This is a genomic window from Vreelandella sp. L-25, assembly GCF_056857535.1.
Map to the genome: position 1 here is coordinate 20,925 of NZ_JBSXNH010000048.1, position 25,071 is coordinate 45,995.

Sequence of the window (25,071 nt, forward strand, 5' to 3'; positions counted from 1 at the left end):
CCCAATCAGGTAACAATTGCCGGTTACGCCACATCGCGCAGGCAGGGACGCTGCGATAATAATGGCCGAGCAAAGCAGGCGTGTCACACCCCCCTGCCGCATCGGCCCCATAAAGATTGAATGAGAGCACGCCATGAAAACCGTCACCCTGAGCACTCTGCAGGCGTATAAGCGCGCCGGTGAAACGTTCAGCTGCCTGACTGCTTACGATGCCTCCTTTGCCCATGCCGCTAGCGCGGCAGGTATTGATGTCCTACTGGTAGGCGACTCCCTGGGCATGGTTCTGCAAGGCCATAGCAGCACTCTCCCTGTGACCATCGACGACATCTGCTACCACACCCGCTGTGCAGCACGTGGCAAAGGCCACAGCCTGCTAATGGTCGACCTGCCGTTTATGAGCAACGCCACCACCGAACGCCTGCTGGAAGATGGCGCGGCACTCATGCGCGCAGGTGCGGAGCTGGTGAAGGTAGAGGGCGAGGCGTGGATGGCCGACGGCATACGCGAACTGACGCGCCGTGGCGTACCAGTGTGCGCCCACTTAGGCTTGACGCCGCAAACCGTTTACCAGTTGGGCGGTTATAAAGTGCAGGGCCGCGAGGCCGAGCAAGCAGAAAAAATCATTAATGATGCCAAAGTGCTGGCCGAGGCAGGAGCATCGGTCATTTTGCTGGAGTGCGTACCCGCCAGTTTGGGCAAAGCGGTGACCGAGGCGCTGGACGTCCCCGTCATCGGGATCGGCGCAGGCCCGGATACCGACGGCCAGATTCTGGTAATGCACGACGTGCTAGGCGTTACCCATGGCCGCACACCGCGTTTTGTGAAGAACTTTATGGCGGACGCACACTCTATTCAAGGTGCGTTTGAGCAGTACCATGAAGCGGTCAAAACCCGCACGTTTCCCGCTCTGGAACACTGTTTTTAAGTGAGTGACAGCGAATCCCCTATGCGCACTTTGCAAGATATTAACGAGCTACGCGCCACTCTGCGCAACTATCGCCTAAAGGGCCAGCGCATTGCGCTGGTGCCTACCATGGGCAACCTGCACGCTGGGCATTTGGCACTCATTGCGACCGCCCGCCAGCATGCAGATGTGGTCGTCTCCAGTCTGTTTGTTAACCCAATGCAGTTTGGCCCTGGCGAAGATTTAGACGCCTACCCGCGCACGTTTGAAGCTGACCAGCGCCAGCTCACCGAAGCAGGCTGTGACCTTCTGTTTGCCCCCTCAGTCAGCGCCCTCTACCCCAACGGGCTGGCAGCTCAAACCTGTGTTCACGTACCTGAGGTCGGCGAAGGGCTTTGCGGTGGCTCACGCCCTGGGCATTTTGACGGTGTCTCCACCGTAGTGAGCATGCTGTTTAACCTAGTGCAGCCAGACGTCGCCTGTTTTGGTGAAAAGGATTACCAGCAGCTCGCGGTGATCCGCAAGCTGGTGGCTGATCTGCACATGCCCATCGAGATTATTGGCGTGCCGATTGTGCGCGCCGACGATGGCTTGGCGCTCTCCTCACGTAATGGCTACCTCAGCGAGCAGGAGCGCGCCATAGCGCCCACGCTCTACCGTACGCTGTGCGAGCTACGTGATGCGCTGGCCCAAGGCGAATCCGCCGAACAGGTACTACAACGGGGTAAAACCGCGCTGTATGATGCCGGTTTTACGCCGGACTATCTTGAGCTGCGGGATGCCACCCTAAAACCTGTGGCGGTCTCCACGCGCCATGCCGTGCTCTTAGCCGCCGCCAAGCTCGGCCCAGCCCGGCTTATCGACAATCTCAGCGTGCAGCTTCCTAGCGCTGCCACTGACTAGCCCGTCAGGCTAGCTCTTTACCCAGGAGTTTCTATGCATACCATTATGCTCAAAGCCAAGCTGCACATGGCCCGCGTTACCCACGCCGTTCTCAATTACGAAGGCTCGTGCGCCATCGACGGCGAACTGCTGGATATGGCCGGTATCCGCGAAAATGAACAGATTCAGATTTATAACGTGGAGAACGGCGAGCGCTTCACCACTTATGCCATTCGTGGCGAAGAGGGGTCACGTTTGATCTCGATCAACGGCGCAGCGGCGCACCTAGCCTCGCCAGGGCACCGCATCATTATTTGCAGCTACGCCCACTACTCAGAAGCCGAACTTGAAAACCATCAGCCTGCGCTGGTGTATCTCCAAGAAGGCAACCACGTTAGCCATACCAGCAACGCCATTCCGGTCCAATTGGCATAAGCTAATCATCTGAGAATGCGTTGTTATTTAACGGGCCGTTGATCGGCCTGTTTTTATTTGCCAAAAAAGCGTATTGCCGCAATGCACAATCTTCCCCTATGCTGATAGCCAAGCCTGTCAATACACGCTAATAACGATGTTAATAACAACGGATAGGCAGCGACGTCTATCTGCCATAGGAACGATGCAACACTTACTCAAGGAGTCATCGTATGCAAGACGTGGTCATTGTGGCGGCACGCCGCACCGCCGTAGGTAGCTTTGGTGGATCACTCGCTGGTATTCCTGCCAGCGACCTGGGCGCACTAGTGATTAAAGATATTATGGCTTCCACTGGGGTGGCTCCTGCGCAAATCGATGAAGTGCTACTGGGCCAAGTGCTCACCGCAGGCGTTGGCCAAAACCCGGCGCGCCAAGCAGCCATCAAGGCAGGCCTGCCAGACACCGTACCGGCCATGACGATCAACAAAGTGTGTGGCTCTGGCCTCAAAGCGCTGCACCTGGCGACTCAAGCCATCCGCTGCGGCGATGCCGAGATCGTGCTGGCCGGTGGTCAGGAGAACATGTCCGCCTCTCCCCATATTCTGCCGAACTCGCGCAACGGCCAGCGCATGGGCGACTGGAAGGCTATCGACTCCATGGTGCACGATGGCTTGTGGGATGCGTTCAATAACTACCACATGGGCATCACGGCCGAGAACCTGGCAGAGAAGTACGGTATCACGCGAGAAGCCATGGACGAATTTGCCGCCGCTTCCCAGCAAAAAGCTGCTGCCGCCATCAAAGAGGGCAAATTCAAAAGCCAGATTGTCCCGGTCGAGGTGCCGCAGCGTAAAGGCGACCCGGTGGTCTTCGATACCGACGAAAACCCTCGTGAAGTCACGGCAGACAAGCTGGCCGGGATGCGTCCTGCGTTCAAGAAAGACGGCACCGTGACGGCGGGTAACGCCTCGTCGCTGAACGACGGCGCGGCCGTGGTTATGCTCTGCTCGGCGGAAAAAGCCAAAGAGCTTGGCCTGGAGCCCCTAGCCCGCATTGCCGCCTACTCCAACGCAGGCGTCGACCCGGCCATTATGGGTATTGGCCCAGCCCCGGCAACACGCCGCTGCTTGGAAAAAGCAGGCTGGAGCTTGGATGACCTGGACCTCGTTGAAGCCAACGAAGCCTTCGCTGCTCAAGCGCTGTCGGTCAATAAAGAGCTGGGCTGGGACACGTCGAAGGTGAACGTCAACGGCGGCGCCATCGCGCTAGGTCACCCTATTGGTGCGTCGGGCTGCCGCGTGCTGGTGACACTGCTCCACGAAATGATCGCCCGCGATGCCAAAAAAGGCTTGGCGACGCTATGTATTGGCGGTGGCCAAGGGGTTGCACTGGCGATTGAGCGTCCGTAACACCTCTTAAGCGGAACGTAGAGAGAGTGCCCCCGCCACGCGGGGGCATTTTTTTCACTGGTCTTGCCAAGCCATTAGCGACGCTTCTCCCCCACAATGCGCGAGGGTGTGCGCCATACCAATAGCATCCCCAACAGAAACAGCCCTGATGCCGCCCACATGGCCATGGGCAGGCTGGTGGTATCAACCACTTGGCCACCTACCATAGCTCCCAGGCCAATCGACATATTAAAGACAAATGCCATCAGCGCCGTGGCGGCTTCCGTGTTAGGCGCGGTGCGCAGTATCCAAGTTTGAATGCTCACCGACACACTGCCAAAGACTGCGCCCCACACCATCAGCAGCATAACGCCGCTAGTGGGCTGAACACCTAATAGTGGGAATAGCGCCACGACTACCAGCAGTAGGCTGGGAATCGCCAGCACCGCACGGTAGGGATGTCGCCCAGCAAAGACACCCGCCGCGATATTGCCCAAAATCCCCGCCGCCCCGTAGAGCAACAGCAAGCTTCCGACGTGACGCTGGGCAATACCGCTAATCTCCTGAAGGATCGGGCTGATAAAGGTATAAGCGGCAAAGTGGCCAACCACCACAAAGCCCGTGGTCAGCACCGCTACCCGCACGCCACGATTCTTTAGCTGTTGCGCAAGCATCCGTAACCTTACTGGCTCGCGGGGCGGCAGTGGCGGTAGCCAGCGCCAAAGCGCCAACGCCGTGAGCAAACTCAAGCCCCCCAAGGCACCAAAGGCCACGCGCCAGTTACTGATATCACCCAGCAGCGTGCCCAACGGTACGCCGAGCACCGAGGCCGCCGCCACGCCGCCAAAAATGATGGTCATGGCCCGCGACACCTGATCGCTAGGCACCAGACGTGGCGCAATACTGCCCGCAATGGCCCAAAAACCGCCGATACTGATCCCCACCAACACTCGCGCCGCCAACAGTAGGGCAAAGTTGCTGGCCATGGCGGAGAGCACGCTGCCCAGCACCATCACTGCCATCATCAGCGTCAGCATGATACGGCGATCGAGACGCCCTACCGCCACCGGTAGCAGCGGCGCTGAAAACGCCGCCACGACGCCGGGCACCGTCACCATCAACCCTGCCATACCTGGGGTCACGCCCATCGATTCTGCCACCTGAGAGAGCAAACCGATGGGTAGTTGCTCTGCGGTCACCAACAAAAAAATGCCGATCATCACGGCCACCACCGCCCACCAACGCGGCGATTCCTGCTGCTCCATGCTATGTCCTCACATTCCTGACCTATCAAAACGACACCGCCCCCACAGCCAAGGGCTGCGGGGGCGGTAAATCCTACGCTGAGCACTCGTTAGCTAGCGACGTCCGCCTCGGCAGCTTCAAACGCTGCTTTCTCTTCTTCGGTGATCTCTTTGATCGAGAGCTTCACGCGGTTGCGGTTGTCGATATCCAACACCTTCACGATGACATCGTCGCCTTCGTTCAGGAAGTCGCGCACGTTATTGACGCGCTCCTGGACGATTTGCGAGATGTGCACCAGGCCATCGGTTCCCGGCATGATGTTCACGAACGCACCAAAGTCGGCGATACGTACGACCTTGCCTTTGTACAGCTTGCCGATTTCCGCTTCGGCGGTGATCGCCAGTACGGTATCGATCGCTTTCTTGGCAGCGGCTTTGTCTTCGGCGTAGATGCGAACGGTGCCATCGTCATCAAGATCGATCGATGCGCCGGTGTCTTCGCAAATCTTACGAATGGTGGCGCCGCCCTTGCCGATGACGTCGCGAATCTTGTCCGGATCGATTTTGATCGTCGCCATGGAAGGGGCGTTTTCCGACACCTCGTTACGGCTCTGGCTGATCACGGCGTTCATCTGCGCCAGGATACCGATGCGCGCATCGTGGGCCTGTTGCAGCGCAGTCTCCATGATCTCTTCGTTGATGCCCTCGATCTTGATGTCCATCTGCAGGGCAGTGACGCCCTCTTCAGAACCGGCCACTTTGAAGTCCATGTCACCCAGGTGGTCTTCGTCACCCAGGATATCGGTCAGCACCGCGTAGCCGTCTTCGTCTTTGACGAGGCCCATGGCAATACCCGCCACCGGGGCTTTCAGCGGAACGCCCGCATCCATCAACGCCAGCGAGGAACCGCACACGGACGCCATGGAGCTAGAGCCATTGGATTCGGTGATTTCCGACACCACACGGATGGTGTAGGGGAACTCTTCTTCGGATGGCAGCATCGCTTGGACACCGCGACGCGCCAAACGGCCGTGGCCGATTTCACGGCGCTTTGGGCCACCCATGAAGCCCGCTTCACCCACCGAGTAGGGAGGGAAGTTGTAGTGCAGCATGAAGCGGTCTTTACGCTCGCCTTCCAGCGACTCGATGAGCTGCGAATCGCGCAGCGTGCCGAGTGTTGCGACCGCAATGGCCTGGGTCTCACCACGGGTGAAGATGGCTGAGCCGTGAGTTTTCGGCAGCACGCCGACTTCGATGTTCAGCGGACGCACGGTGACGTTGTCGCGGCCATCGATACGCGGCTCGCCCTTGACCACGCGGGAGCGCACCACACGCTTCTCAAGCGCTGCGAACGCGCCTTTCACGTCATCCTTGCTGAACTTGCCTTCCGCTTCCTCTTCGCCTTCGGCAGCCGCTAACTGTTCGACGGCCGCGTCTTTCAGCGCTGCGAGTGCATCTTGGCGCTGCATTTTATCGGTGATGCGGTACGCCTCACCCACTTTGGCTTCAAAAGCATCGGCCATGGCCGTTTTCAAGGCAACGTTTTCTGCCGGCGCCTGCCACTCCCAGCGCGGCTTACCAGCGTCGGCAGTCAATTCTTTAATGGCGTCGATCGCGACTTGCATCTCCTGGTGGCCAAACAGTACGGCACCCAGCATTTCGTCTTCGAGCAACTCTTGCGCTTCGGACTCCACCATCAGCACGGCGTTTTCGGTACCGGCCACCACCATGTCCAGCTCGGAGGTGGTCAGCTCTTCGACGGTGGGATTCAGGAAGTAGCCTTGCTCTTCGTTGAAACCAACGCGAGCAGCGCCAATCGGGCCGTTAAACGGTACGCCAGAAATGCTCAGCGCCGCCGAGGTGCCCAGCATGGCCGCGATGTCCGGATCGTGATTACGGTCGGTGGATAGAACGGTACAGATCACCTGCACTTCGTTCATGAAGCCTTTCGGAAACAGCGGGCGAATCGGGCGGTCGATCAAACGCGACGTGAGGGTCTCCTTCTCCGTCGGGCGACCTTCACGCTTAAAGAAGCCGCCGGGGATTTTACCCACGGCGTAGGTCTTCTCTTGGTAGTGTACCGAGAGCGGGAAAAAGGGCTGGCCTGGGTTCACATCTTTCTTCGCCACCACCGTACACAGCACGACGGTTTCGTCCATGGTGACCATCACGGCACCAGTGGCTTGGCGAGCGATACGCCCAGTTTCGAGGGTGACGGTGCTGCGACCGTATTGGAACGTTTTTTTGACCGGATTCACGGCTACTTCCTTTAACATTAATAGCTACTTGTCTTTTCGCTTGGGTCGTTTGACTCGCCACCATTCTAGGCGTTGACGCGCCGTACGGCTACCAGAAACAAAAAAACGGGCAGCCCACAAGGAGCTGCCCGTTTCGAATCATTGCCGTTAAGAACTTAGCGGCGCAGACCCAGACGCTGAATCAGAGACTGATAGCGTTCGAAATCTTTACGCTTCAGGTAGTCCAGCAGCTTACGACGCTGGTTTACCATGCGGATCAGACCACGACGGGAGTGGTGATCCTGCTTGTTGGTTTTGAAGTGGTCCTGCAGGCCGTTGATGTTGGCGCTCAGCAGTGCAACCTGAACTTCAGGGGAACCGGTATCGTTATCGCCGCGGCCGTATTCGTTGACGATCTCGGCCTTTTTCTCAGCGGTTAATGCCATCTGTCTCTCCAGTAAGCAATATGCCTAAAAATGAATGGGTGAGACCACGCATATTTGCAGTCTCAAGCGACTATTTTCGCGCAAATCGTTACATCCTTGCAACGTTTTACCGCGATATTACGAACGAGCGACCGTACTTAACAGCCGCTTGGGGGCCACTTCCTGCGGCCCTTTTACAACGCCAAGGCCGATAAACGTCTCGGCGTGATAAAGTCGTGCCAACGCATCGGGTGCCAATTCATCGACGGTGAGCTCGGCTGACTGTCCGTGGGCCAGTCGGCCAAACGAGGTGTCATCGACGCTAAGCGACGGCAGGTGATCGACCAGCACATCCACGGGCATCAGTTCCGCCTCGCGGTCGGCTTGGCTAGCCAGTGCTTCCAGTGCCTCGAGTGTCCACATCGCATCACCATCGAACGGCCCGGTTTTGAGCCGACGTAGCTGACTGATATGGGCACCACAGCCCAGCGCGTGGCCAATGTCTTCCGCCAACGTGCGGATGTACGTGCCTTTGCTGCAGCTGACTTCCAGCTCGAACGCCGTGCCCTCGAACGAAAGCAGGCGCGCATCATACACGCTTACCCGCCGCGCTGCACGTTCAACCTGTTTCCCCTCGCGGGCCAACTCGTAGAGCTTTTTACCCTGATGCTTGAGCGCCGAGTACATGGGCGGCACCTGATCGATCTCGCCGCGAAAACGCGTCAAGACAGATTCGATGTCCTCGACCGCAAGGTTTGGCACCTCGCGCCGCTCCAGCACAGTGCCTTCGGCATCGCCGGTATCGGTGATCACCCCCAGTTCGACCCGGGTGCGATACATCTTGTCGGCTTCCAGCAGATGCGCGGAAAACTTGGTGGCCTCCCCCAGGCAGATAGGCAGCAAGCCTGTCGCCATCGGGTCCAGCGTGCCGGTATGCCCGGCTTTTTGCGCCTCAAAGAGACGGCGCACACGCTGCAGCGCGTGATTGCTGGAGAGGCCTTTCGGCTTATCCAGCAGCACCACGCCATTGACCGGTAATCCGCGACGGCGACGGGGCATTAGCGCGCCTCCTCACCTTGCTCTTCACTGCCGCCCTCGTCTTCCGCTTGACGGGCACGGTCAGAAGAGACCGCTTCGTCGATCAGCGATGAGAGGTGCTGGCCGCGCACCACACTTTCATCGAAATGAAAGCGCAGTTCGGGTACGTGACGCAGCTTGATGCGCTGGGCGATTTGGCTTCTCAGAAACCCTGCTGCACGTTTCAGTACCTGCAGGTTCTCCTTGATACGCTCGGGATCCTGTTCACCCAGCAGGGTGACGTAGATATCGGCGTAGCCAAGGTCACGACTAACGGTGGCCCCGCTCACCGTGACCATGCCCAAGCGCGGATCTTTCACTTCGCGTTGGATCAGTACCGCCAGCTCCTTTTGGAGCTGGTCGGCTACTCGGTCGGTACGCTTAAATTCGCGCATGGTTGCTCCTCGCGCGGCCTTACAGGCTGCGCTCGACCTTCACTTGGTCAAAGACTTCGATCTTGTCGCCGACCTGGACATCGTTGTAGTTCTTCACGCCGATGCCACACTCCATGCCGTTACGCACTTCTTGTACGTCGTCTTTGAAGCGGCGCAGCGATTCGAGCTCACCTTCGTAGATGACCACGTTGTCACGCAGAACGCGGATACGCTTGCTGCGCGACACGGTGCCTTCGACGACCATACAGCCAGCCACCGCACCGATCTTCGGCGCGCGGAACACGTCGCGTACTTCGGCCACACCCACGATCTCTTCTTTCCACTCGGGGGCGAGCATACCGCTCATCGCCTGTTTGACTTCGTCGATCAGGTGGTAGATGACGCTGTAGTAGCGCAGATCCAGACCTTCACGCTCGATGATCTCACGAGCAGCGGCATCGGCACGGACGTTGAAGCCCACCACGATGGCTTCCGAGGCCAGCGCCAAGTTGGCGTCGGTACCGGTGATCCCCCCCACACCAGAGGAGACCACGGCCACCTGTACTTCTTCGGTGGAGAGCTCTTCCAAGGCGCCTTTGATCGCTTCCAGCGAGCCCTGTACGTCGGCTTTGAGGACGATGTTGACCTTGGCCACTTCGTCTTGGCCCATCTGGCTGAACATGTTCTCCAGCTTGGCCTTCTGCTGACGTGCCAGACGCACTTCGCGGTATTTACCCTGACGGAAGTTAGCCACTTCGCGGGCTTTCTTCTCGTCGGCGACTACCATGAAGTCATCACCGGCATCCGGCGTGCCGTCGAGACCCTGGATCTCTACTGGCATGGCGGGGCCAGCGGTATCGACCTGCTTGCCTAGCTCGTTGGTCAGCGCACGTACGCGACCGTAATGCAGGCCAGCCAGGACGATATCGCCCTTCTTCAGCGTACCGTTTTGTACCAGCACGGTCGCCACGGGACCGCGGCCTTTATCCAAACGTGACTCGACGACGACCCCTTTACCCGGTGCCGACGGAACGGCTTTGAGTTCGAGAACCTCGGACACGAGCTGAATCGCTTCCAGCAGGTCTTCGATGCCTTCACCGCTCTTCGCAGAGACGTGAACGAACTGCGTATCGCCGCCCCACTCTTCCGAGATGACGCCGTGCTGAGACAGCTCGTTCTTGACACGATCAGGATCGGCCTGGGGCTTATCGATCTTGTTCACGGCCACGACCATCGGTACACCAGCAGCTTTCGAGTGCTCGACGGCTTCGATGGTTTGCGGCATGACGCCGTCGTCGGCCGCCACCACCAGGATGACCACGTCGGTGGCTTTCGCACCGCGAGCACGCATGGCGGTAAACGCCGCGTGACCCGGGGTATCCAGGAAGGTCACGCCACCGTGGTCATCTTCCACATGGTAGGCACCGATGTGCTGGGTAATACCGCCCGCTTCGCCAGTGGCGACTTTCGCACGACGGATATAGTCCAGCAGCGAGGTCTTACCGTGGTCAACGTGACCCATGACGGTGACGACCGGTGAGCGGGTGATCTCTTCGCCTTCGTAGGAGATGCCTTCCAGCATTTCCGTTTCCAGCGCGTCATCTTTCACCAGTTTGACCTTGTGGCCCATCTCTTCCACCACAATCGCCGCTGTATCCTGGTCGATTGTTTGGTTGATGGTCACCGCAGCACCCATGGTGAACATGGCCTTGATGACTTCGTTAGCCTTGATCGACATCTTGTCGGCCAGCTCAGCAACGCTGATCGACTCAGGGATCGAGACTTCACGAACGATCGGCTGCGTCGGCTTCTGGAAGCCGTGCTTGCCATTACCACTTTGGCTAGCACCACCACGACGTCCGCCACGGCGCTCGGCACGCTTCACTTTCTTGCCGCCGCCGCGCTTACGCTCTTCGCGATCGCCACGATCATCGTCGTCGTCACGACCTTTCTTCTTCGCGGCTGCCTTTTTCGGCGGCGCAGTACGACGATCGGTACGGCCCTCTTTCGGCGGTGCCGGCGGCAGATCATCGGCTACCGGCGTGTCGTCGATTTCAAGCTCGGGCACTTCGATATCCGGCACTTCAGCGGCTTTGGCTTTGGCCTTCTCTTCCGCTTCTTTACGCGCGGCGTCTTCGGCAGCTTTGGCTTTCGCAGCGGCAGCTTTCTCTTCAGCGGCGCGGGCATCGCGTGCTTTACGCTCTGCTTCTGCTTCCGCCATATCGCCTACCAACTGACGCGGGCCAGAGTGCTTGGGCTCAGGCGCCTTCGGCTTCTCATCGTCTTCGCGCTTAACGTAGGTTTTCTTCTTACGAACCTGTACTTCGATCGTTTTACCGCGCTCGCCGGTCTTGATGCGGCTGCGAGTTTTACGGGTCAGCGTAATACGGTTTTTGCTCGGTTCGCTGTCGCCGCCGCCGTGGCTTTTCTTCAAAAAGCTTAGCAGTGTCTGCTTGTCATCTTCAGACACGGCGTCGCTTTCTGAAGCATGCTTCAAGCCAGCTTCTTTCATCTGTTCCAATAGGCGGGGCACATCGCGGCCCACCTTTACTGCAAAATCTTTAACTGTCATATCTGACATAGTGACCCTCCTCAGCCCGTGACCTGTTTACTGTGTGTTTGAATCCGATGTGTCATCGACTTCAAACCAGGGCGCACGGGCAGTCATGATCAGTGCCGCTGCGCGCGCTTCGTCCAACTCCTCGATATCGACCAGATCGTCGACAGACTGCTCGGCGAGATCTTCCATTGTGACGATACCGCGGCTGGCCAGAATGAAGGCCAGGTGGCGCTCCATACCGTCCATCTCCAGCAGGTCATCCGCTGGTTGGGCACCGTCCAGCGCTTCTTCCGAGGCAATCGCCATCGTCAGCAGCTCGTCTTTTGCGCGTGCACGCAGCTCTTCCACCAGCTCTTCGTCGAACTCTTCGATTTCGAGCATCTCTTCCAGCGGCACGTAGGCAACTTCTTCCAGGGTGGTAAACCCTTCCTCCACTAGCAGGCGAGCGACCTCATCATCGACCCCCAGATGATGAACAAAGGAATCCACCAGGCTGTCGATTTCCTGCTCGCGCTTGGACTCCGCTTCATCTTCGGTCATGACGTTGATCCGCCAGCCGGTCAATTCAGACGCCAAACGCACGTTCTGGCCGCTACGGCCAATGGCCTGTGCCAGGTTGTCCTGTGCCACGGCGACGTCCATAGCGTGCGCATCCTCGTCCACCAAGATCGAGGCCACGTCGGCCGGCGCCATGGCGTTGATCACCAGTTGAGCCGGGTTGTCGTCCCACAGAACGATATCTACACGCTCGTTTTTCAGCTCAGATGATACCGCCTGAACCCGTGAGCCACGCATACCGACGCAGGCACCGACCGGATCAATGCGGCGGTCGTTGGTTTTCACTGCGATCTTGGCACGTGAGCCGGGGTCGCGAGCAGCACCTTTGATTTCAATCAGCTGCTCGGCGATTTCCGGCACCTCAATTTTGAACAGCTCAATGATGAATTCAGGGCAGGTGCGTGAGAGTTGCAGCTGCGCACCGCGAGCGTCCGGGTCAACCTTGACCAGCAGCGCGCGAACACGCTCGTTCATCCGGTAGCGCTCGCCGGGGATCATCTCGTTACGCGGCAAAAACGCTTCGGCGTTTTCTCCCAGATCAATGATCAGGCCGTCACGGGTGGTCTTCTTAACGATACCCGCAACGAGTTCGCCTTCACGGTCAGCGTACTGACGCACGACTTCGGCACGCTCGGCTTCGCGCACTTTCTGCACGATGACCTGCTTGGCAGTTTGCGCGGCGATACGCCCGAACACAGCGTTTTCGATCTTTTGCTCGACCACATCGCCCAGCTTCAGCGGCGGGTCGCGCTGCTCGGCAATGCTCTGCTTGATTTCATAGTCTGGCGTTTCGAATTCGTCATCTTCGACCACGGTCCAGTAGCGGAACGTCTCGTAGTCACCGGTGCGGCGATCAATATGCACGCGCACATTGGCTTCTTCGTGCTCAAAACGCTTACGCGACGCGCTGGCCAGCGCGGCTTCTACCGCTTCGAAGATGACATCGCGGGGGACGCCTTTTTCATTAGAGATCGCGTCCACGACCATTAAAATTTCTTTACTCATGCGTTTGCCTCGCCAGAAAACCTGTCCTTTTGTGCATCATCCCGGCGCCTGCCGGAAGCCGCGACCCGTGTTATTCGTCGAACTGCGGGACAACGTGCGCAGAATCGATGCTTTCGATAGGAAAGCAGTACTCTTCGCCTTCCAGTTGCAGTAGCACTTCATCGCCCTCGACACCTGCGAGGAGCCCTTGGTATTTGCGTCGCCCATCGAACGCGACACGTAGCTTCAGAGCGACCTGGTGGCCCTGATAGCGGATAAAGTGATCCAGGGAGTAAAGGGGACGTGCCATGCCGGGCGACGAGACTTCCAAGCGGTATTCGCCGGGAATGGGGTCTTCCACATCCATCACGGCACTGACTTGGCGGCTAATATCAGCGCAGTCTTCCACGCTGACACCGCTCTCGCGCTCGATGTAAATCACCAGCCGCGAATGCTTGCCCTGGGAAATATGGTCGATACCCCATAGCTCGAAGCCCATGGCGGCAACGACAGGTTCGATCAGCGCGTGAAGCGCAGCGTGTTTTGTGGCCACAGACAAAGCTCCTATAGCCGTTGCATCAGGCACCTGGCCAGGAGTCGTAAGAAAAGCTAGGTGGCTGATTGGCATTACCTGGGAATGTGTCTCTGGCTACTCGAACAACATCCGCTCTTGAGACACGCTTGGCTCGCAAAAAGCTCTTCATAAAAGCTGTTTACAAAAAACCAGTTACAAAAAGCTACTAACAAAAAGCCCCTTCACAGGAAGGGGCTTTTCAAAAGAAACCTGTAGTACCATTTTAGCAACATGTCGCGAATTTTTCGCAGCTCAAAAGCACCTTAATACATGCCGTTGATCCTAAACCATGCTACTAGATAAATGGTAGCGGGGACCGGATTTGAACCGATGACCTTCGGGTTATGAGCCCGACGAGCTACCAGACTGCTCCACCCCGCATCAATCTAGGTCGACGATAATAGACACTTGAAAGGCTTACGTCAAGAACTCATTCCAAGAACTTGTTTCAAAAACTTTTTCAAATGCGTCTTTCGCCTCAGGTGCCAATCCTGACATTCTGGGAAGCTGGTAAACCAGCGAAACAGATGGTGCCGAAGGCGGGACTTGAACCCGCACGACCATACGGTCACTACCCCCTCAAGATAGCGTGTCTACCAATTCCACCACTTCGGCATCAGGGGAGGCTAAAGAAAGCGACATCAAGAAGTTACTCGCTGCTTTCCTCTAGCACTGGCGCGGTATTATCCATACTTGCAGGGGAGTCGTCAAGCATTGGAATGTTTTGCTGCTGTTCGATCAGCCGCGCATCAGGAATACCGGCTTCCGGCGCTTGGCCTGCCTGAGTGGCAAAGTATGCTAGAGCCATCGAGGTCACAAAAAAGCCAGCGGCTAAAATACCGGTGGTACGCGACAGGAAGTTACCACTGCCCCGCGAGCCGAAAACCGTTTGCGACGCACCACCACCAAAGGCTGCGCCTGCTTCGGCACCTTTTCCCTGCTGGAGCAGGATGAGTACAACCAAGGCGACCGCAATCACCACGTGAACCATAAGAATTGCAACTTGCATGGAGTTATCCTGCTGACTGACAAATGGCGTAGAAATCGTCGGTTTTAAGCGAGGCACCGCCCACTAAACCGCCGTCGATGTCCGGCTGGGCGAGCAGCTCAGCCGCGTTACTTGCGTTCATGCTACCGCCGTAAAGCAGTTTCAGCTGCTCGGCAAGCGACGCATCAAACCCTGCCTGATAGGCACGAATGCCTGCCATGACCTCTTGCGCCTGCTCTGGCGTGGCCGTACGGCCGGTACCTATCGCCCACACAGGCTCGTAGGCAATAACGATTTGCAGACGCTGCTCTGGTGCTAAGCGAGCCATGATATAGCCTACTTGGCGCAACACAACGTCCATCGTGCGGCCTGCATCGCGCTCTTCCAGCGTTTCACCCACGCATAGAATAGGCGTCAGCCCAGTATCAAGGGCTGCCAACAGACGGTCAAACACCTGCTCGTCGCTTTCGCGGTAAAGCTGGCGGCGCTCAGAATGCCCCACCAACACGTAGGCCACACCAAACTCTTTGAGCATGCTACCGCTCACTTCCCCGGTATGTGCCCCGGAGTGATGAGGATTAAGCGTTTGCGCCCCTAACTGCAGCGGCGTGTTGCTGAACGCATGGCGCGCAGCGTCTAGATAGGGAAACGGCGGAATGACCACCACGTCGATATTGGCGGGCAGCGCAGCAGAAGCAAACGTTTTGCCAAACGACTCAATCAACGCCGCAGAACCGTTCATTTTCCAGTTACCGGCGATTAATGGCGTACGCATGGATAATCCTCACTCAAGGTGGAGCAAAATGGTATAGGAGCCGCCTTGTCAAGACAACCGCTGTTGCAAGCCCAGTGACAAGCAGGACGCGCTCTGCCAAGCAAGGACGGCTATTCACGACCCAGCATGCTAGCCGAGTAGCGCCTGCACTTGACCTGCCAGCTTATTAGCTAAGCGATCCACATCCAAATGAGCGCGTCCTTCCACCATTACGCGGATTAATGGCTCGGTGCCGGATGGGCGCAGCAGTACCCGCCCTTGGTCCCCTAATTCAGCCTCTAATGCAGCCACAGCATCCAACAGCGGTTGGGCAGCCATAACCTCTTTGGCATTCAACCCTGCGGGCAAGCGCACATTAACCAGTGATTGCGGCACTTTTTCCAGCCCTTTCAGCAGCGATGGTAACGGTTTTTGCTCCCGCACCATTAACCCCAGCACCTGCAAGGCTGACACAATACCATCACCGGTCGTTTGTACGTGGCCACAGACAATGTGTCCCGACGCTTCGCCGCCCAGCTCCCAGCCGTTGGCTGCCATCATTTCCATCACGAAGCGGTCGCCTACTTTGGCACGCTGGAACGGGATACCGAGCCGGTCTAATGCCATCCCCAGGCCGAAGTTACTCATCAGCGTGCCGACCACTCCGCCTTCCAGAAGGCCGCGCTCAAAACGGTCACGGGCGATTAAGTACAAAATATCGTCGCCATCGACCTCACGACCATCCGCATCAACGAGCAGTACACGGTCGCCATCGCCATCGAAAGCAATGCCTAAATCCGCCCCTTGCTGAATTACCGCCGCCCGCAGCGCTGCTGGGTGTGTCGATCCCACATGGTGGTTGATATTTAATCCATCTGGCGCGGCGCCAATCACGCTCACTTCCGCCCCTAGCTCGCGAAAAACGCTGGGCGCGATATGGTAAGTGGCACCGTGGGCGCAATCCAATACCACTTTCAGTCCGTGCAGACTAAGTCGGTCCGGCAGGGTAGATTTACAGAACTCAATATAGCGGCCTGCGGCATCGTCAATGCGTGCCGCCTTACCTAGCTGCGCTGCATCGGCGGTGGTCAACGGGGCTTCCAGCATCGCTTCAATGCGGCCTTCCACGTCATCCGGCAGCTTTTTGCCTTCTGCGGAGAAAAACTTAATGCCGTTATCGTCAAACGGATTATGAGAAGCTGAAATCACAATGCCCGCATCCGCCCGGAAGGTACGTGTGAGATAAGCGATCCCAGGCGTGGGCATCGGCCCTAACAGGGAAACATCCACACCGGCGGCTGAAAGCCCCGCTTCCAGCGCCGACTCAAACATATAGCCAGAAATACGCGTGTCTTTACCAATTAATACCCGCGTGCGGCCCTTTTCACGGCGCAGCACCTGCCCAGCGGCCCACCCCAACTTGAGCATAAAATCAGCGGTAATCGGTGCTTGACCCACGGTACCGCGAATACCGTCAGTACCAAAATAGCGTCGTGTCATAACGAGAGTTCCTTATCAACGGGCGGCTCACAGCCCTCTTGTAGTACCGCCCAAGCCATATTCACAGCATCCACTGTAGGCCCAACATCATGCACTCGTAGAATGCTCGCCCCACGTTCAACCGCCATAGCCGACAAAGCCAAGCCGCCAGCTAACCGCTCTTCTACCGGACGACCCAGTACTTTGCCAATCATGCTTTTACGTGACATGCCTACCAATATCGGCAGATCAAGCGCGAGCAGCGACTCCATATACTTGAGCAAACGCAGGTTATGCTCGACGGTTTTGCCAAACCCAAAGCCAGGGTCGATCAAAAGACGATGACGGCGCAGCCCTGCCGCTTCACAAGCATCGATACGCTCGGATAAATACGCCGCGACCGCACGCTCTACGGGCTCGCTGTACTCAGGAGAGTGCTGCATGTTCTGCGGCTCACCCTGGCGGTGCATCAGACACACAGGCAAACCGCTGCTGGCGGCAGCTGCCAGTGCGCCCTCGCGCTCTAGCGCACGCACATCGTTAATCATCCCCGCCCCTAAGGCGCTGGCTTCACGAATTACCGTGGCGCTGCTGGTATCCACCGATACCAACGCATCTAGTTCGCGCACCAGCGCTTCCACTACGGGTGCAACACGGTCTAGCTCTTGCTGCTCAGAAACCGCCATAGCGCCTGGACGGGTCGATTCGCCGCCCACATCAATCAAGGCAGCGCCTTCGGCCAGCATGCGCTCGGCGTGGCGTAGCGCATCGTCTAAGGCAACATGCTGACCACCATCGGAGAACGAATCAGGCGTGACGTTCAAAATACCCATCACCCGTGGAAACGAAAGATCAAGCGTATGGCGCCCACAGCGCAGCTGCAAAGCACTCTCTGCTTGGCGCGAAGGCGATGAAGGGTCAACGTTCGGTGTCATGCTACCGCCTAAAAATAGAAAAGAAACGTAACTGCTATTGGCCCACAGCATAACAAAAAGGCGCCCCAATATGGGACGCCTTTGCTAACACCAGCAGTATGGCTTGATTAAGGACCTGCCGGACCACCTAGCGGGTCAGATGGGCGACGGCGAGGCTCATCGTCATCCTCTTCGCCTTCATCGCTTGACGCGTTAGGCGCTTGCTCATCCGCTTTCGCTTCTGGCTTATCGTCGCTGATGCGCATTCCACCACCGGAGGAGTCACCGTCGTTCCAGCCTTCCGGCGGACGCGGGTCACGTCCTTCCATGATGTCTTTAAGCTGGCTGGCGTCGATGGTTTCAAACTTCATCAGCGCTTCTGCCATGGCATCCAGCTTGTCGCGGTTGTCATGCAGAATCTGACGCGCCTGCTCGTAACACTCATCGATAATCTTGCGCACTTCTTTATCAAGACGCGCGGTGGTTTCTCCAGATTTCAGCTTACCACCGCCCTGACCAGGGCCACCGAGGAACTGGTGAGACTCGTCCTCATCGTACATGATCGGGCCCATCTCATCCGAGAGACCCCATTTGGCCACCATGTTGTGAGCCAGCTCAGTGGCACGCTTGATGTCGTTAGATGCACCAGTGGTCACACCGTTAGCACCCAGCGTCATCTCTTCGGCAATACGACCGCCAAACAGCGAGCAGATCTGGCTGATAATTTGCTGGCGCGACAGGCTGTAGCGATCCTCTTCCGGCAGGAACATCGTCACACCCAGCGCGCGGCCACGGGGAATAATCGTCACCTTGTAGACCGGATCGTGCTCAGGCATGACCAAGCCAATAATCGCGTGGCCTGCTTCGTGATAAGCGGTATTGAGCTTCTCTTTATCGGTCATGACCATGGATTTGCGCTCAGCGCCCATCATGATCTTGTCCTTGGCCAGCTCAAGCTCTTCCATGCCTACCAGGCGCTTGTTACGACGCGCCGCAAACAGGGCAGCCTCGTTCACCAGGTTGGCCAGGTCGGCACCGGAGAAGCCAGGCGTACCACGGGCAATCAGCTGCGGCTTCACGTCATCCGCCAGCGGCACCTTGCGCAGGTGAACGCCCAGAATATGCTCACGGCCACGGATATCCGGCAAGCCCACGGTTACCTGACGGTCGAAGCGGCCCGGGCGCAGCAGCGCGGGGTCAAGAACGTCCGGGCGGTTGGTGGCGGCGATGACAATAATGCCCTCGTTGGCTTCAAAGCCGTCCATTTCCACCAACAGCTGGTTCAGCGTCTGCTCACGCTCATCATTACCACCACCCATGCCGGTACCGCGCGAGCGGCCAACAGCATCGATTTCGTCGATAAAGATAATGCAGGGCGCCTGCTTCTTGGCCTGCTCGAACATGTCACGAACGCGGGATGCACCCACACCAACGAACATTTCAACGAAGTCAGAGCCTGAAATAGAGAAGAAAGGCACTTTGGCTTCGCCCGCAATGGACTTGGCCAGCAACGTTTTACCGGTACCAGGCGGGCCCACCATCAGTACGCCGCGGGGAATGGTACCACCCAGGCGTTGGAACTTGGTGGGATCGCGCAGGAAGTCGACCAGCTCTTCTACTTCCTCCTTCGCTTCGTCGCAGCCTGCGACATCGGCAAAGGTGGTTTTGATCTGATCCTGGGAGAGCAGCTTCGCCTTGGATTTGCCAAAGCTCATCGGGCCACCCTTACCACCACCGGCACCGCCTTGCATCTGGCGCATGAAGAACATGAAGATCGCCAGAATGAGCAGGATCGGGAAACTGGCAATCAGTAGCCGCGTCCAGATGCTTTGCTGCTCCGGCGCCTTGCCGACCACCGTGACATTGTTGCTCAGCAGGTCGTCGATCAGCTTGGGATCTTCTGCGGCAGGGCGGATGGTCTGGAACTGCGAACCATCGATCCGCTCACCGGTGATGGTATACCCATCGATGGTGACGCTGCGGATCTGCTGATTTTGCACCTGCTGCACAAACTGGGAGTAGTTAGTGGTTTGCGGTGCGCTTTCCGTACTGAAATTATTGAACACTGTCAGTAGAACGGCCGCGATGACCAACCACAGAATCAGGTTCTTCGCCATATCGTTCAAGGGGCTACCCTCATTACAAGAATCCGTCAGTTAACCGCTAATACTCTGACCTTACACTAGAGCTTAACGTTCAACCATTGCCAAAGCACATTTGGCTTTGGGCCATCTGTGTCACGTTCGTCCAATGTACATAATGTGACACACCTTACGCTTGCCTGTCTGGCAATCGTGGTGATAAATCTTTGCTATAGCACTTTGCCATAACACCAGGGCCTTGCCAGCACTGGTTTAACCGCGAAAACCCTCCGCCAAAAAATAGACTTCTCGGGAGCGCGCCCGGGAGGCATCCGGTTTGCGGGTAACCACGCGGTCAAAACTGCCGCGCAGCTCTTTTAGGTAGGCGTCAAAGCCTTCCCCCTGGAAGACCTTTACCAAAAACCGCCCTTTGGGCGAGAGCGTTTCACGGGCCAACTCCAACGCCAGCTCGACAAGATACATCGCTTGTGGCTGATCGATGGCTGCCATACCACTCATATTGGGGGCCATGTCCGACATAACAAGGTCTACCGGACGATTTCCCAGGCGCTCAAGAATCGCGTTAAGTACGCTCTCCTCGGTAAAATCGCCCTGAATAAAGTCCACCCCTGCCAGCGCATCCATCTCCAGAATATCAGAGGCGATAACCACGCCCTCTGGCCCGACTTTTTCGGCAGCGATTTGGCTCCATCCACCGGGGGCTGCCCCCAGATCAATGATCGTCATACCATTACGAAACAGTTTATCCTTCTCATCCAGCTCTAGCAGCTTATAGCTCGCCCGGGAGCGGTAGCCATCCTGCCAGCTCTGTTTCACGTACTGGTCGTCGAAATGTTCTTTCTTCCAGTTGTTGCTGGTTTTGCTCACTGAATGTTTACGGCTTGGAGGCTTTTGCTGCATGTGGGAATCTGACACTGGAATAAGAGATGGGCGCGTTCACGTGATTGCTTTCACTTAGCGGCATTTCACCGTAAGATGGAACGTTAAGCGCTAACCGGGATACCGCAAGATACCATGAGCTTGTCACAGGCACAAAAGAAAGCATTTCGTAGCATTGGCCACCATTTGAACCCAGTGGTCACCGTTTCTGAGAACGGCGTCTCCGAAAATTTGCTCGCAGAACTCAGCCGCGCGCTCAATGATCACGAGCTGATTAAAGTGAAACTCGCTCTGCCCGAACGGGATGACCGCGCTGCGATGATCAACGAGCTGCTGGCTGACAGCAACGCCGAGCTGGTGCAAACCATTGGCAAAATGGCGCTGCTTTATCGCCGCAACCCAAAGGCTAACCCCAAGCTCTCCAACGTTACCCGCTTCGAGAACCATCACGGGCGGCACTAACGCACACAGTACTATGCTGACACGGCGCCAAGCGCCGCTAAGTCAAAAGGCCCGAAGCAGCTACCTGCATCGGGCCTTTTTTATGGCGCTATCCGCACAACATTAGAGGTGTTCAACACTCTCAATTTCGTACTCAACGTCGCCGCCGGGCGTTTTCACCACCACCACATCGCCCTCTTCTTTACCAATCAGCGCGCGCGCAATGGGTGAAGTGACCGAAATACGCCCCGCTTTAATGTCGGCTTCATCTTCGCCAACAATGCGATAGGTAACGCTGGCATCACTATCCAGGTTCAAGAGCGACACAGTCACCCCAAAAATCACCTTGCCGGTTTTCGGCAGCTTGGTGACATCAATCACCTGGGCGCCAGAGAGCTTGCTCTCGATTTCCTGAATACGGCCTTCAATAAACCCCTGTTGTTCACGGGCGGCGTGGTACTCGGCGTTCTCCTTTAGGTCGCCGTGTTCACGCGCTTCAGCGATGGCCGCAATCACCTGAGGGCGAGCTTCGCCCTTCAAGTGGTTGAGCTCTTCGCGAAGGCTTTTTTCTCCCGCTACCGTCATCGGGACCTTGTTCATTGACTTGCTCCTGCATGCAGATCCTGAAGGCGCCGCACCGTAATCTCCCTACCGTACTCTAGCGCCATGCAAACAGCATTAGCGCCCGCCAAGGTGGTCGCATAGGGCACCTTGCGCGCGAGAGCAGTACGGCGAATGATCGAAGAGTCGTTGATTGCCTGACGACCTTCGGTGGTATTCACGATGTAGGCGATTTCGTCGTTCTTCAGCAGATCGACGATATGGGGACGGCCTTCGTAGACTTTATTGACGTGCTCCACGGGCAGCCCGGCGGCTTCGAGGGCCGCAGCGGTACCGCGTGTTGCACATAGCGTGAAGCCCAATGTTAGCAGAGAACGGGCCACTTCGATAATCCCCTGCTTATCAGGCTCACGCACCGACAGGAACGCTTTACGGTCGCCATCCAGCGCCGGGATCGCCTCGCCCGCGCCCAGCTGCGCCTTGAAAAAGGCTTCCGCGAAGGTATCGCCCGAGCCCATCACTTCACCGGTGGATTTCATTTCCGGCGAGAGAATTGGATCAACGCCCTGGAACTTGTTGAACGGGAAGACCGCTTCTTTGACGCTATAGAAGTGCGGCACGATCTCACGTTCGAAGCCCTGCTCGGCCAGCGTCTTACCAGCCATGCAGCGCGCGGCAATCTGGGCCAGCGAGGTGCCGATGCACTTGGAAACAAACGGCACGGTACGCGATGCACGGGGGTTGACCTCGATCACGTAGATCTCGCCATCCTGCCACGCGAGCTGCACGTTCATCAGACCTTTTACGCCCAGCTCCACGGCCATTTTCTTGACCTGCTCGCGCATCTCGTCCTGCACGTCGGCAGGCAGCGAGTAAGGCGGCAGCGCGCAGGCGGAGTCACCGGAGTGAACGCCCGCTTGCTCGACGTGCTGCATGATACCGCCAATCACGACCTGCTGGCCGTCAGAGACCGCATCGATATCCACTTCCACCGCCGCGCTCAGGAAGTGATCCAGCAGTACCGGAGAGTCGTTAGAGACCTTCACCGCGTTGGTCATGTAGTTTTCGAGCTCGGAGGCATCGTAGACGATCTCCATGGCACGGCCACCTAGTACGTAGCTGGGGCGCACGACCAGCGGGTAGCCGATCTTCTCGGCCTTGGTGAAGGCTTCTTCGAAGCTCCGGGCCGTGGCGTTGGGCGGCTGCTTCAGGCCGAGCTTGTCGATCATCACCTGGAAGCGCTCACGGTCTTCGGCGCGATCGATGGCGTCCGGCGTGGTACCGATGATCGGCACGCCTGCGGCTTCCAGCTCGCGAGCCAGCTTCAGCGGGGTTTGGCCACCGAACTGGACGATGACGCCCACCGGCTTCTCCTTGTCGGCGATTTCCAGCACGTCTTCCAGCGTCACCGGCTCGAAGTAGAGACGGTCGGAGGTGTCGTAGTCGGTGGAGACGGTTTCCGGGTTGCAGTTGACCATGATGGTTTCATAGCCGTCGTCGCGCATGGCGAAGGCGGCGTGCACACAGCAGTAGTCGAACTCGATACCCTGACCGATACGGTTCGGGCCACCGCCCAGCACCATGATCTTCTGGCGATCCGACACGTCCGCTTCGCACTCCTCTTCATAGGTGGAGTACATGTAGGCGGTATCGGAAGCAAACTCGGCGGCACAGGTGTCCACGCGCTTGTACACCGGGCGAATGCCTGCTGCCTGACGCGTCTTGCGGAACTCCTTCTCGGAGACGCCCAGCAGCTTCGCCAGCCGCGCATCGGAGAAGCCCTTGCGCTTGAGCTGGAACAGCTCACGCGCCGAGAACTCTGCCAGGGCGCGCTTGGACACGGCGGCTTCGGTGAGAATCAGGTCTTCCATTTGCACCAGGAACCAGCGGTCGATGTTGGTCAGCGCAAAGATCTCTTCCACGCTCATACCAGCGCGCATAGCATCAGCCACAAAGAAGATACGCTCGGCACCCGCGGCCTGCAGCTCGCCCTTAATCTGGGCCATCGTTTCATCGGTGAACTCGGTAATGATCGGGTCGAGGCCGTCGTTACCGGTTTCCATACCGCGCAGCGCTTTTTGCAGCGACTCTTGGAACGTGCGGCCAATCGCCATCACTTCACCCACCGACTTCATCTGGGTGGTCAGGCGGTCGTTCGCTTGGGGGAATTTCTCGAACGTAAAGCGCGGAATTTTGGTCACGACATAGTCGATGGACGGCTCAAACGACGCTGGTGTTTGACCGCCAGTAATATCGTTCTGCAGCTCGTCAAGGGTGTAACCCACCGCCAGCTTCGCGGCGATTTTAGCAATCGGGAAACCGGTGGCCTTCGATGCCAGCGCCGACGAGCGCGACACACGCGGGTTCATCTCGATCACGACCAGACGACCGGTTTTCGGGTCCATGCCAAACTGCACGTTGGAGCCGCCGGTTTCCACGCCGATTTCACGCAGTACCGCGAGGCTCGCGTCCCGCATGATCTGGTACTCTTTATCGGTCAGCGTTTGTGCCGGCGCGACAGTGATGGAGTCGCCGGTGTGGACGCCCATGGGGTCGAAGTTCTCGATGGCGCAAACGATAATGCAGTTATCGTTTTTGTCGCGCACCACTTCCATTTCGTACTCTTTCCAACCCAGCAGCGACTCATCAATCAGCAGCTCGTGGTTATTGGAAAGCTCGAAACCGCGGGTACAGATCTCTTCGAACTCTTCCTTGTTGTACGCCACACCGCCGCCAGAGCCACCCATGGTGTAGGAAGGACGAATAATTGTTGGGAAACCTAGCTCTGCCTGAATTTCCCACGCCTCGTCCATGGTGTGCGCCACTTTGGCTTTCGGGCACTCCAGGCCAATGCGCTTCATGGCTTGGTCGAACAGGTCGCGGTCTTCCGCCATGTTAATGGCGTCGGCGTTGGCGCCGATCATCTCAACACTGTACTTAGCAAGTACGCCATGTTTTTCAAGATCCAGCGCACAGTTCAGCGCGGTTTGGCCGCCCATGGTGGGGAGAATGGCGTCCGGGCGTTCGGCTTCGATAATTTTCTCAACCGCCTGCCAGGTAATCGGCTCGATGTAGGTGGCATCGGCCATGGCAGGGTCGGTCATGATGGTGGCCGGATTAGAGTTGACCAAAATAACCCGGTAACCCTCTTCGCGCAGCGCTTTACACGCCTGAGCGCCAGAGTAGTCGAATTCGCAGGCCTGGCCGATGACAATCGGACCAGCGCCAATGATAAGAATGCTATTGATATCGGTACGCTTAGGCATAACGGTTCCCGCAAAAAGTGGTGACGATGAGCATCAAAACGGCGTAACTAGGCAATGAGAGGC

General features: G+C 57.6%; 21 protein-coding genes and 2 tRNA genes. 5 read left to right on the plus strand and 18 right to left on the minus strand.

Going from position 1 to position 25,071, the window contains the following annotated elements; translation table 11 throughout:
- Positions 1-133 precede the first annotated feature (133 nt).
- The 4 genes from panB (at position 134) to AC13CN_RS05000 (ending at position 3,612) form a co-directional block, all read left to right on the plus strand.
- Positions 134-925 carry a 3-methyl-2-oxobutanoate hydroxymethyltransferase gene (gene panB, locus AC13CN_RS04985; RefSeq protein ID WP_253556962.1) on the plus strand — a complete coding sequence of 264 codons (792 nt, stop codon included), beginning with the start codon at positions 134-136 and terminating at the stop codon, positions 923-925.
- 21 nt (positions 926-946) lie between these two features.
- Positions 947-1,807, plus strand: coding sequence for a pantoate--beta-alanine ligase (gene panC, locus AC13CN_RS04990; RefSeq protein ID WP_230834821.1), 861 nt, complete (start codon positions 947-949; stop codon positions 1,805-1,807).
- A gap of 33 nt (positions 1,808-1,840) precedes the next feature.
- Complete coding sequence (gene panD, locus AC13CN_RS04995; RefSeq protein ID WP_009723730.1) at positions 1,841-2,221, plus strand: aspartate 1-decarboxylase; 381 nt, start codon at positions 1,841-1,843, stop codon at positions 2,219-2,221.
- A 212-nt stretch (positions 2,222-2,433) separates the two neighbouring features.
- The gene (locus AC13CN_RS05000) at positions 2,434-3,612 is read left to right on the plus strand and encodes an acetyl-CoA C-acetyltransferase (protein ID WP_044629480.1); all 1,179 of its coding nucleotides are present in this window, start codon (positions 2,434-2,436) and stop codon (positions 3,610-3,612) included.
- A 74-nt stretch (positions 3,613-3,686) separates the two neighbouring features.
- Here AC13CN_RS05000 and AC13CN_RS05005 read toward each other — a convergent pair whose 3' ends face one another.
- The 16 genes from AC13CN_RS05005 to rlmE all read right to left on the minus strand — a co-directional run bounded on the left by AC13CN_RS05005 (position 3,687) and on the right by rlmE (position 20,761).
- On the minus strand, positions 3,687-4,856 hold the full coding sequence (locus AC13CN_RS05005) for an MFS transporter (RefSeq protein ID WP_137094226.1): 1,170 nt from the start codon (positions 4,854-4,856) through the stop codon (positions 3,687-3,689).
- Between the two features lie 89 nt (positions 4,857-4,945).
- Positions 4,946-7,111, minus strand: coding sequence for a polyribonucleotide nucleotidyltransferase (pnp, locus tag AC13CN_RS05010; protein ID WP_137094224.1), 2,166 nt, complete (start codon positions 7,109-7,111; stop codon positions 4,946-4,948).
- A gap of 137 nt (positions 7,112-7,248) precedes the next feature.
- The gene (gene rpsO / locus AC13CN_RS05015; protein ID WP_009723734.1) at positions 7,249-7,518 is read right to left on the minus strand and encodes a 30S ribosomal protein S15; all 270 of its coding nucleotides are present in this window, start codon (positions 7,516-7,518) and stop codon (positions 7,249-7,251) included.
- 117 nt (positions 7,519-7,635) lie between these two features.
- Positions 7,636-8,556, minus strand: coding sequence for a tRNA pseudouridine(55) synthase TruB (truB, locus tag AC13CN_RS05020; RefSeq protein ID WP_062360559.1), 921 nt, complete (start codon positions 8,554-8,556; stop codon positions 7,636-7,638).
- Entirely contained in the window at positions 8,556-8,969 is a 414-nt protein-coding gene (gene rbfA / locus AC13CN_RS05025) for a 30S ribosome-binding factor RbfA (protein WP_044629476.1), read from the minus strand. Before rbfA ends, truB begins: the two co-directional genes overlap by 1 nt.
- A 19-nt stretch (positions 8,970-8,988) precedes the next feature.
- Positions 8,989-11,529: a translation initiation factor IF-2 gene (gene infB / locus AC13CN_RS05030; protein ID WP_253556961.1), complete on the minus strand. Its 2,541-nt coding sequence runs from the start codon at positions 11,527-11,529 to the stop codon at positions 8,989-8,991.
- A 27-nt stretch (positions 11,530-11,556) separates the two neighbouring features.
- The gene (nusA, locus tag AC13CN_RS05035; protein WP_253556960.1) at positions 11,557-13,071 is read right to left on the minus strand and encodes a transcription termination factor NusA; all 1,515 of its coding nucleotides are present in this window, start codon (positions 13,069-13,071) and stop codon (positions 11,557-11,559) included.
- Between the two features lie 70 nt (positions 13,072-13,141).
- Positions 13,142-13,603 (minus strand): ribosome maturation factor RimP, encoded by a 462-nt coding sequence (rimP, locus tag AC13CN_RS05040; RefSeq protein ID WP_044629473.1) that lies wholly within the window; start codon positions 13,601-13,603, stop codon positions 13,142-13,144.
- Between the two features lie 325 nt (positions 13,604-13,928).
- Positions 13,929-14,005: transfer RNA gene (locus AC13CN_RS05045), tRNA-Met, on the minus strand.
- A gap of 147 nt (positions 14,006-14,152) precedes the next feature.
- Positions 14,153-14,239 (minus strand) — tRNA-Leu (locus AC13CN_RS05050).
- A gap of 34 nt (positions 14,240-14,273) precedes the next feature.
- A complete protein-coding gene (gene secG, locus AC13CN_RS05055; protein WP_044629472.1) occupies positions 14,274-14,633 on the minus strand; it encodes a preprotein translocase subunit SecG in 360 nt (119 codons plus the stop codon).
- Positions 14,634-14,637: 4 nt separating this feature from the next.
- Entirely contained in the window at positions 14,638-15,387 is a 750-nt protein-coding gene (gene tpiA / locus AC13CN_RS05060; protein WP_074211096.1) for a triose-phosphate isomerase, read from the minus strand.
- Between the two features lie 129 nt (positions 15,388-15,516).
- Positions 15,517-16,866 (minus strand): phosphoglucosamine mutase, encoded by a 1,350-nt coding sequence (gene glmM / locus AC13CN_RS05065; protein WP_253556959.1) that lies wholly within the window; start codon positions 16,864-16,866, stop codon positions 15,517-15,519.
- The gene (folP, locus tag AC13CN_RS05070) at positions 16,863-17,780 is read right to left on the minus strand and encodes a dihydropteroate synthase (protein WP_253501985.1); all 918 of its coding nucleotides are present in this window, start codon (positions 17,778-17,780) and stop codon (positions 16,863-16,865) included. The genes glmM and folP overlap by 4 nt, the downstream gene beginning before the upstream one ends.
- Before the next feature lie 107 nt (positions 17,781-17,887).
- Complete coding sequence (gene ftsH, locus AC13CN_RS05075) at positions 17,888-19,885, minus strand: ATP-dependent zinc metalloprotease FtsH (RefSeq protein WP_253556958.1); 1,998 nt, start codon at positions 19,883-19,885, stop codon at positions 17,888-17,890.
- A gap of 228 nt (positions 19,886-20,113) precedes the next feature.
- Positions 20,114-20,761, minus strand: coding sequence for a 23S rRNA (uridine(2552)-2'-O)-methyltransferase RlmE (rlmE, locus tag AC13CN_RS05080; protein ID WP_044629468.1), 648 nt, complete (start codon positions 20,759-20,761; stop codon positions 20,114-20,116).
- Positions 20,762-20,875: 114 nt separating this feature from the next.
- Between rlmE and yhbY the strand changes: the two genes are divergently transcribed.
- Complete coding sequence (gene yhbY, locus AC13CN_RS05085) at positions 20,876-21,202, plus strand: ribosome assembly RNA-binding protein YhbY (RefSeq protein ID WP_062360548.1); 327 nt, start codon at positions 20,876-20,878, stop codon at positions 21,200-21,202.
- Positions 21,203-21,304: 102 nt separating this feature from the next.
- On the opposite strand, the gene greA is transcribed toward yhbY, so the two are convergent.
- Positions 21,305-21,781 (minus strand): transcription elongation factor GreA, encoded by a 477-nt coding sequence (greA, locus tag AC13CN_RS05090; RefSeq protein WP_044629467.1) that lies wholly within the window; start codon positions 21,779-21,781, stop codon positions 21,305-21,307.
- Positions 21,778-25,008 (minus strand): carbamoyl-phosphate synthase large subunit, encoded by a 3,231-nt coding sequence (gene carB / locus AC13CN_RS05095; RefSeq protein ID WP_253556957.1) that lies wholly within the window; start codon positions 25,006-25,008, stop codon positions 21,778-21,780. Before carB ends, greA begins: the two co-directional genes overlap by 4 nt.
- Between the last annotated feature and the right edge of the window lie 63 nt (positions 25,009-25,071).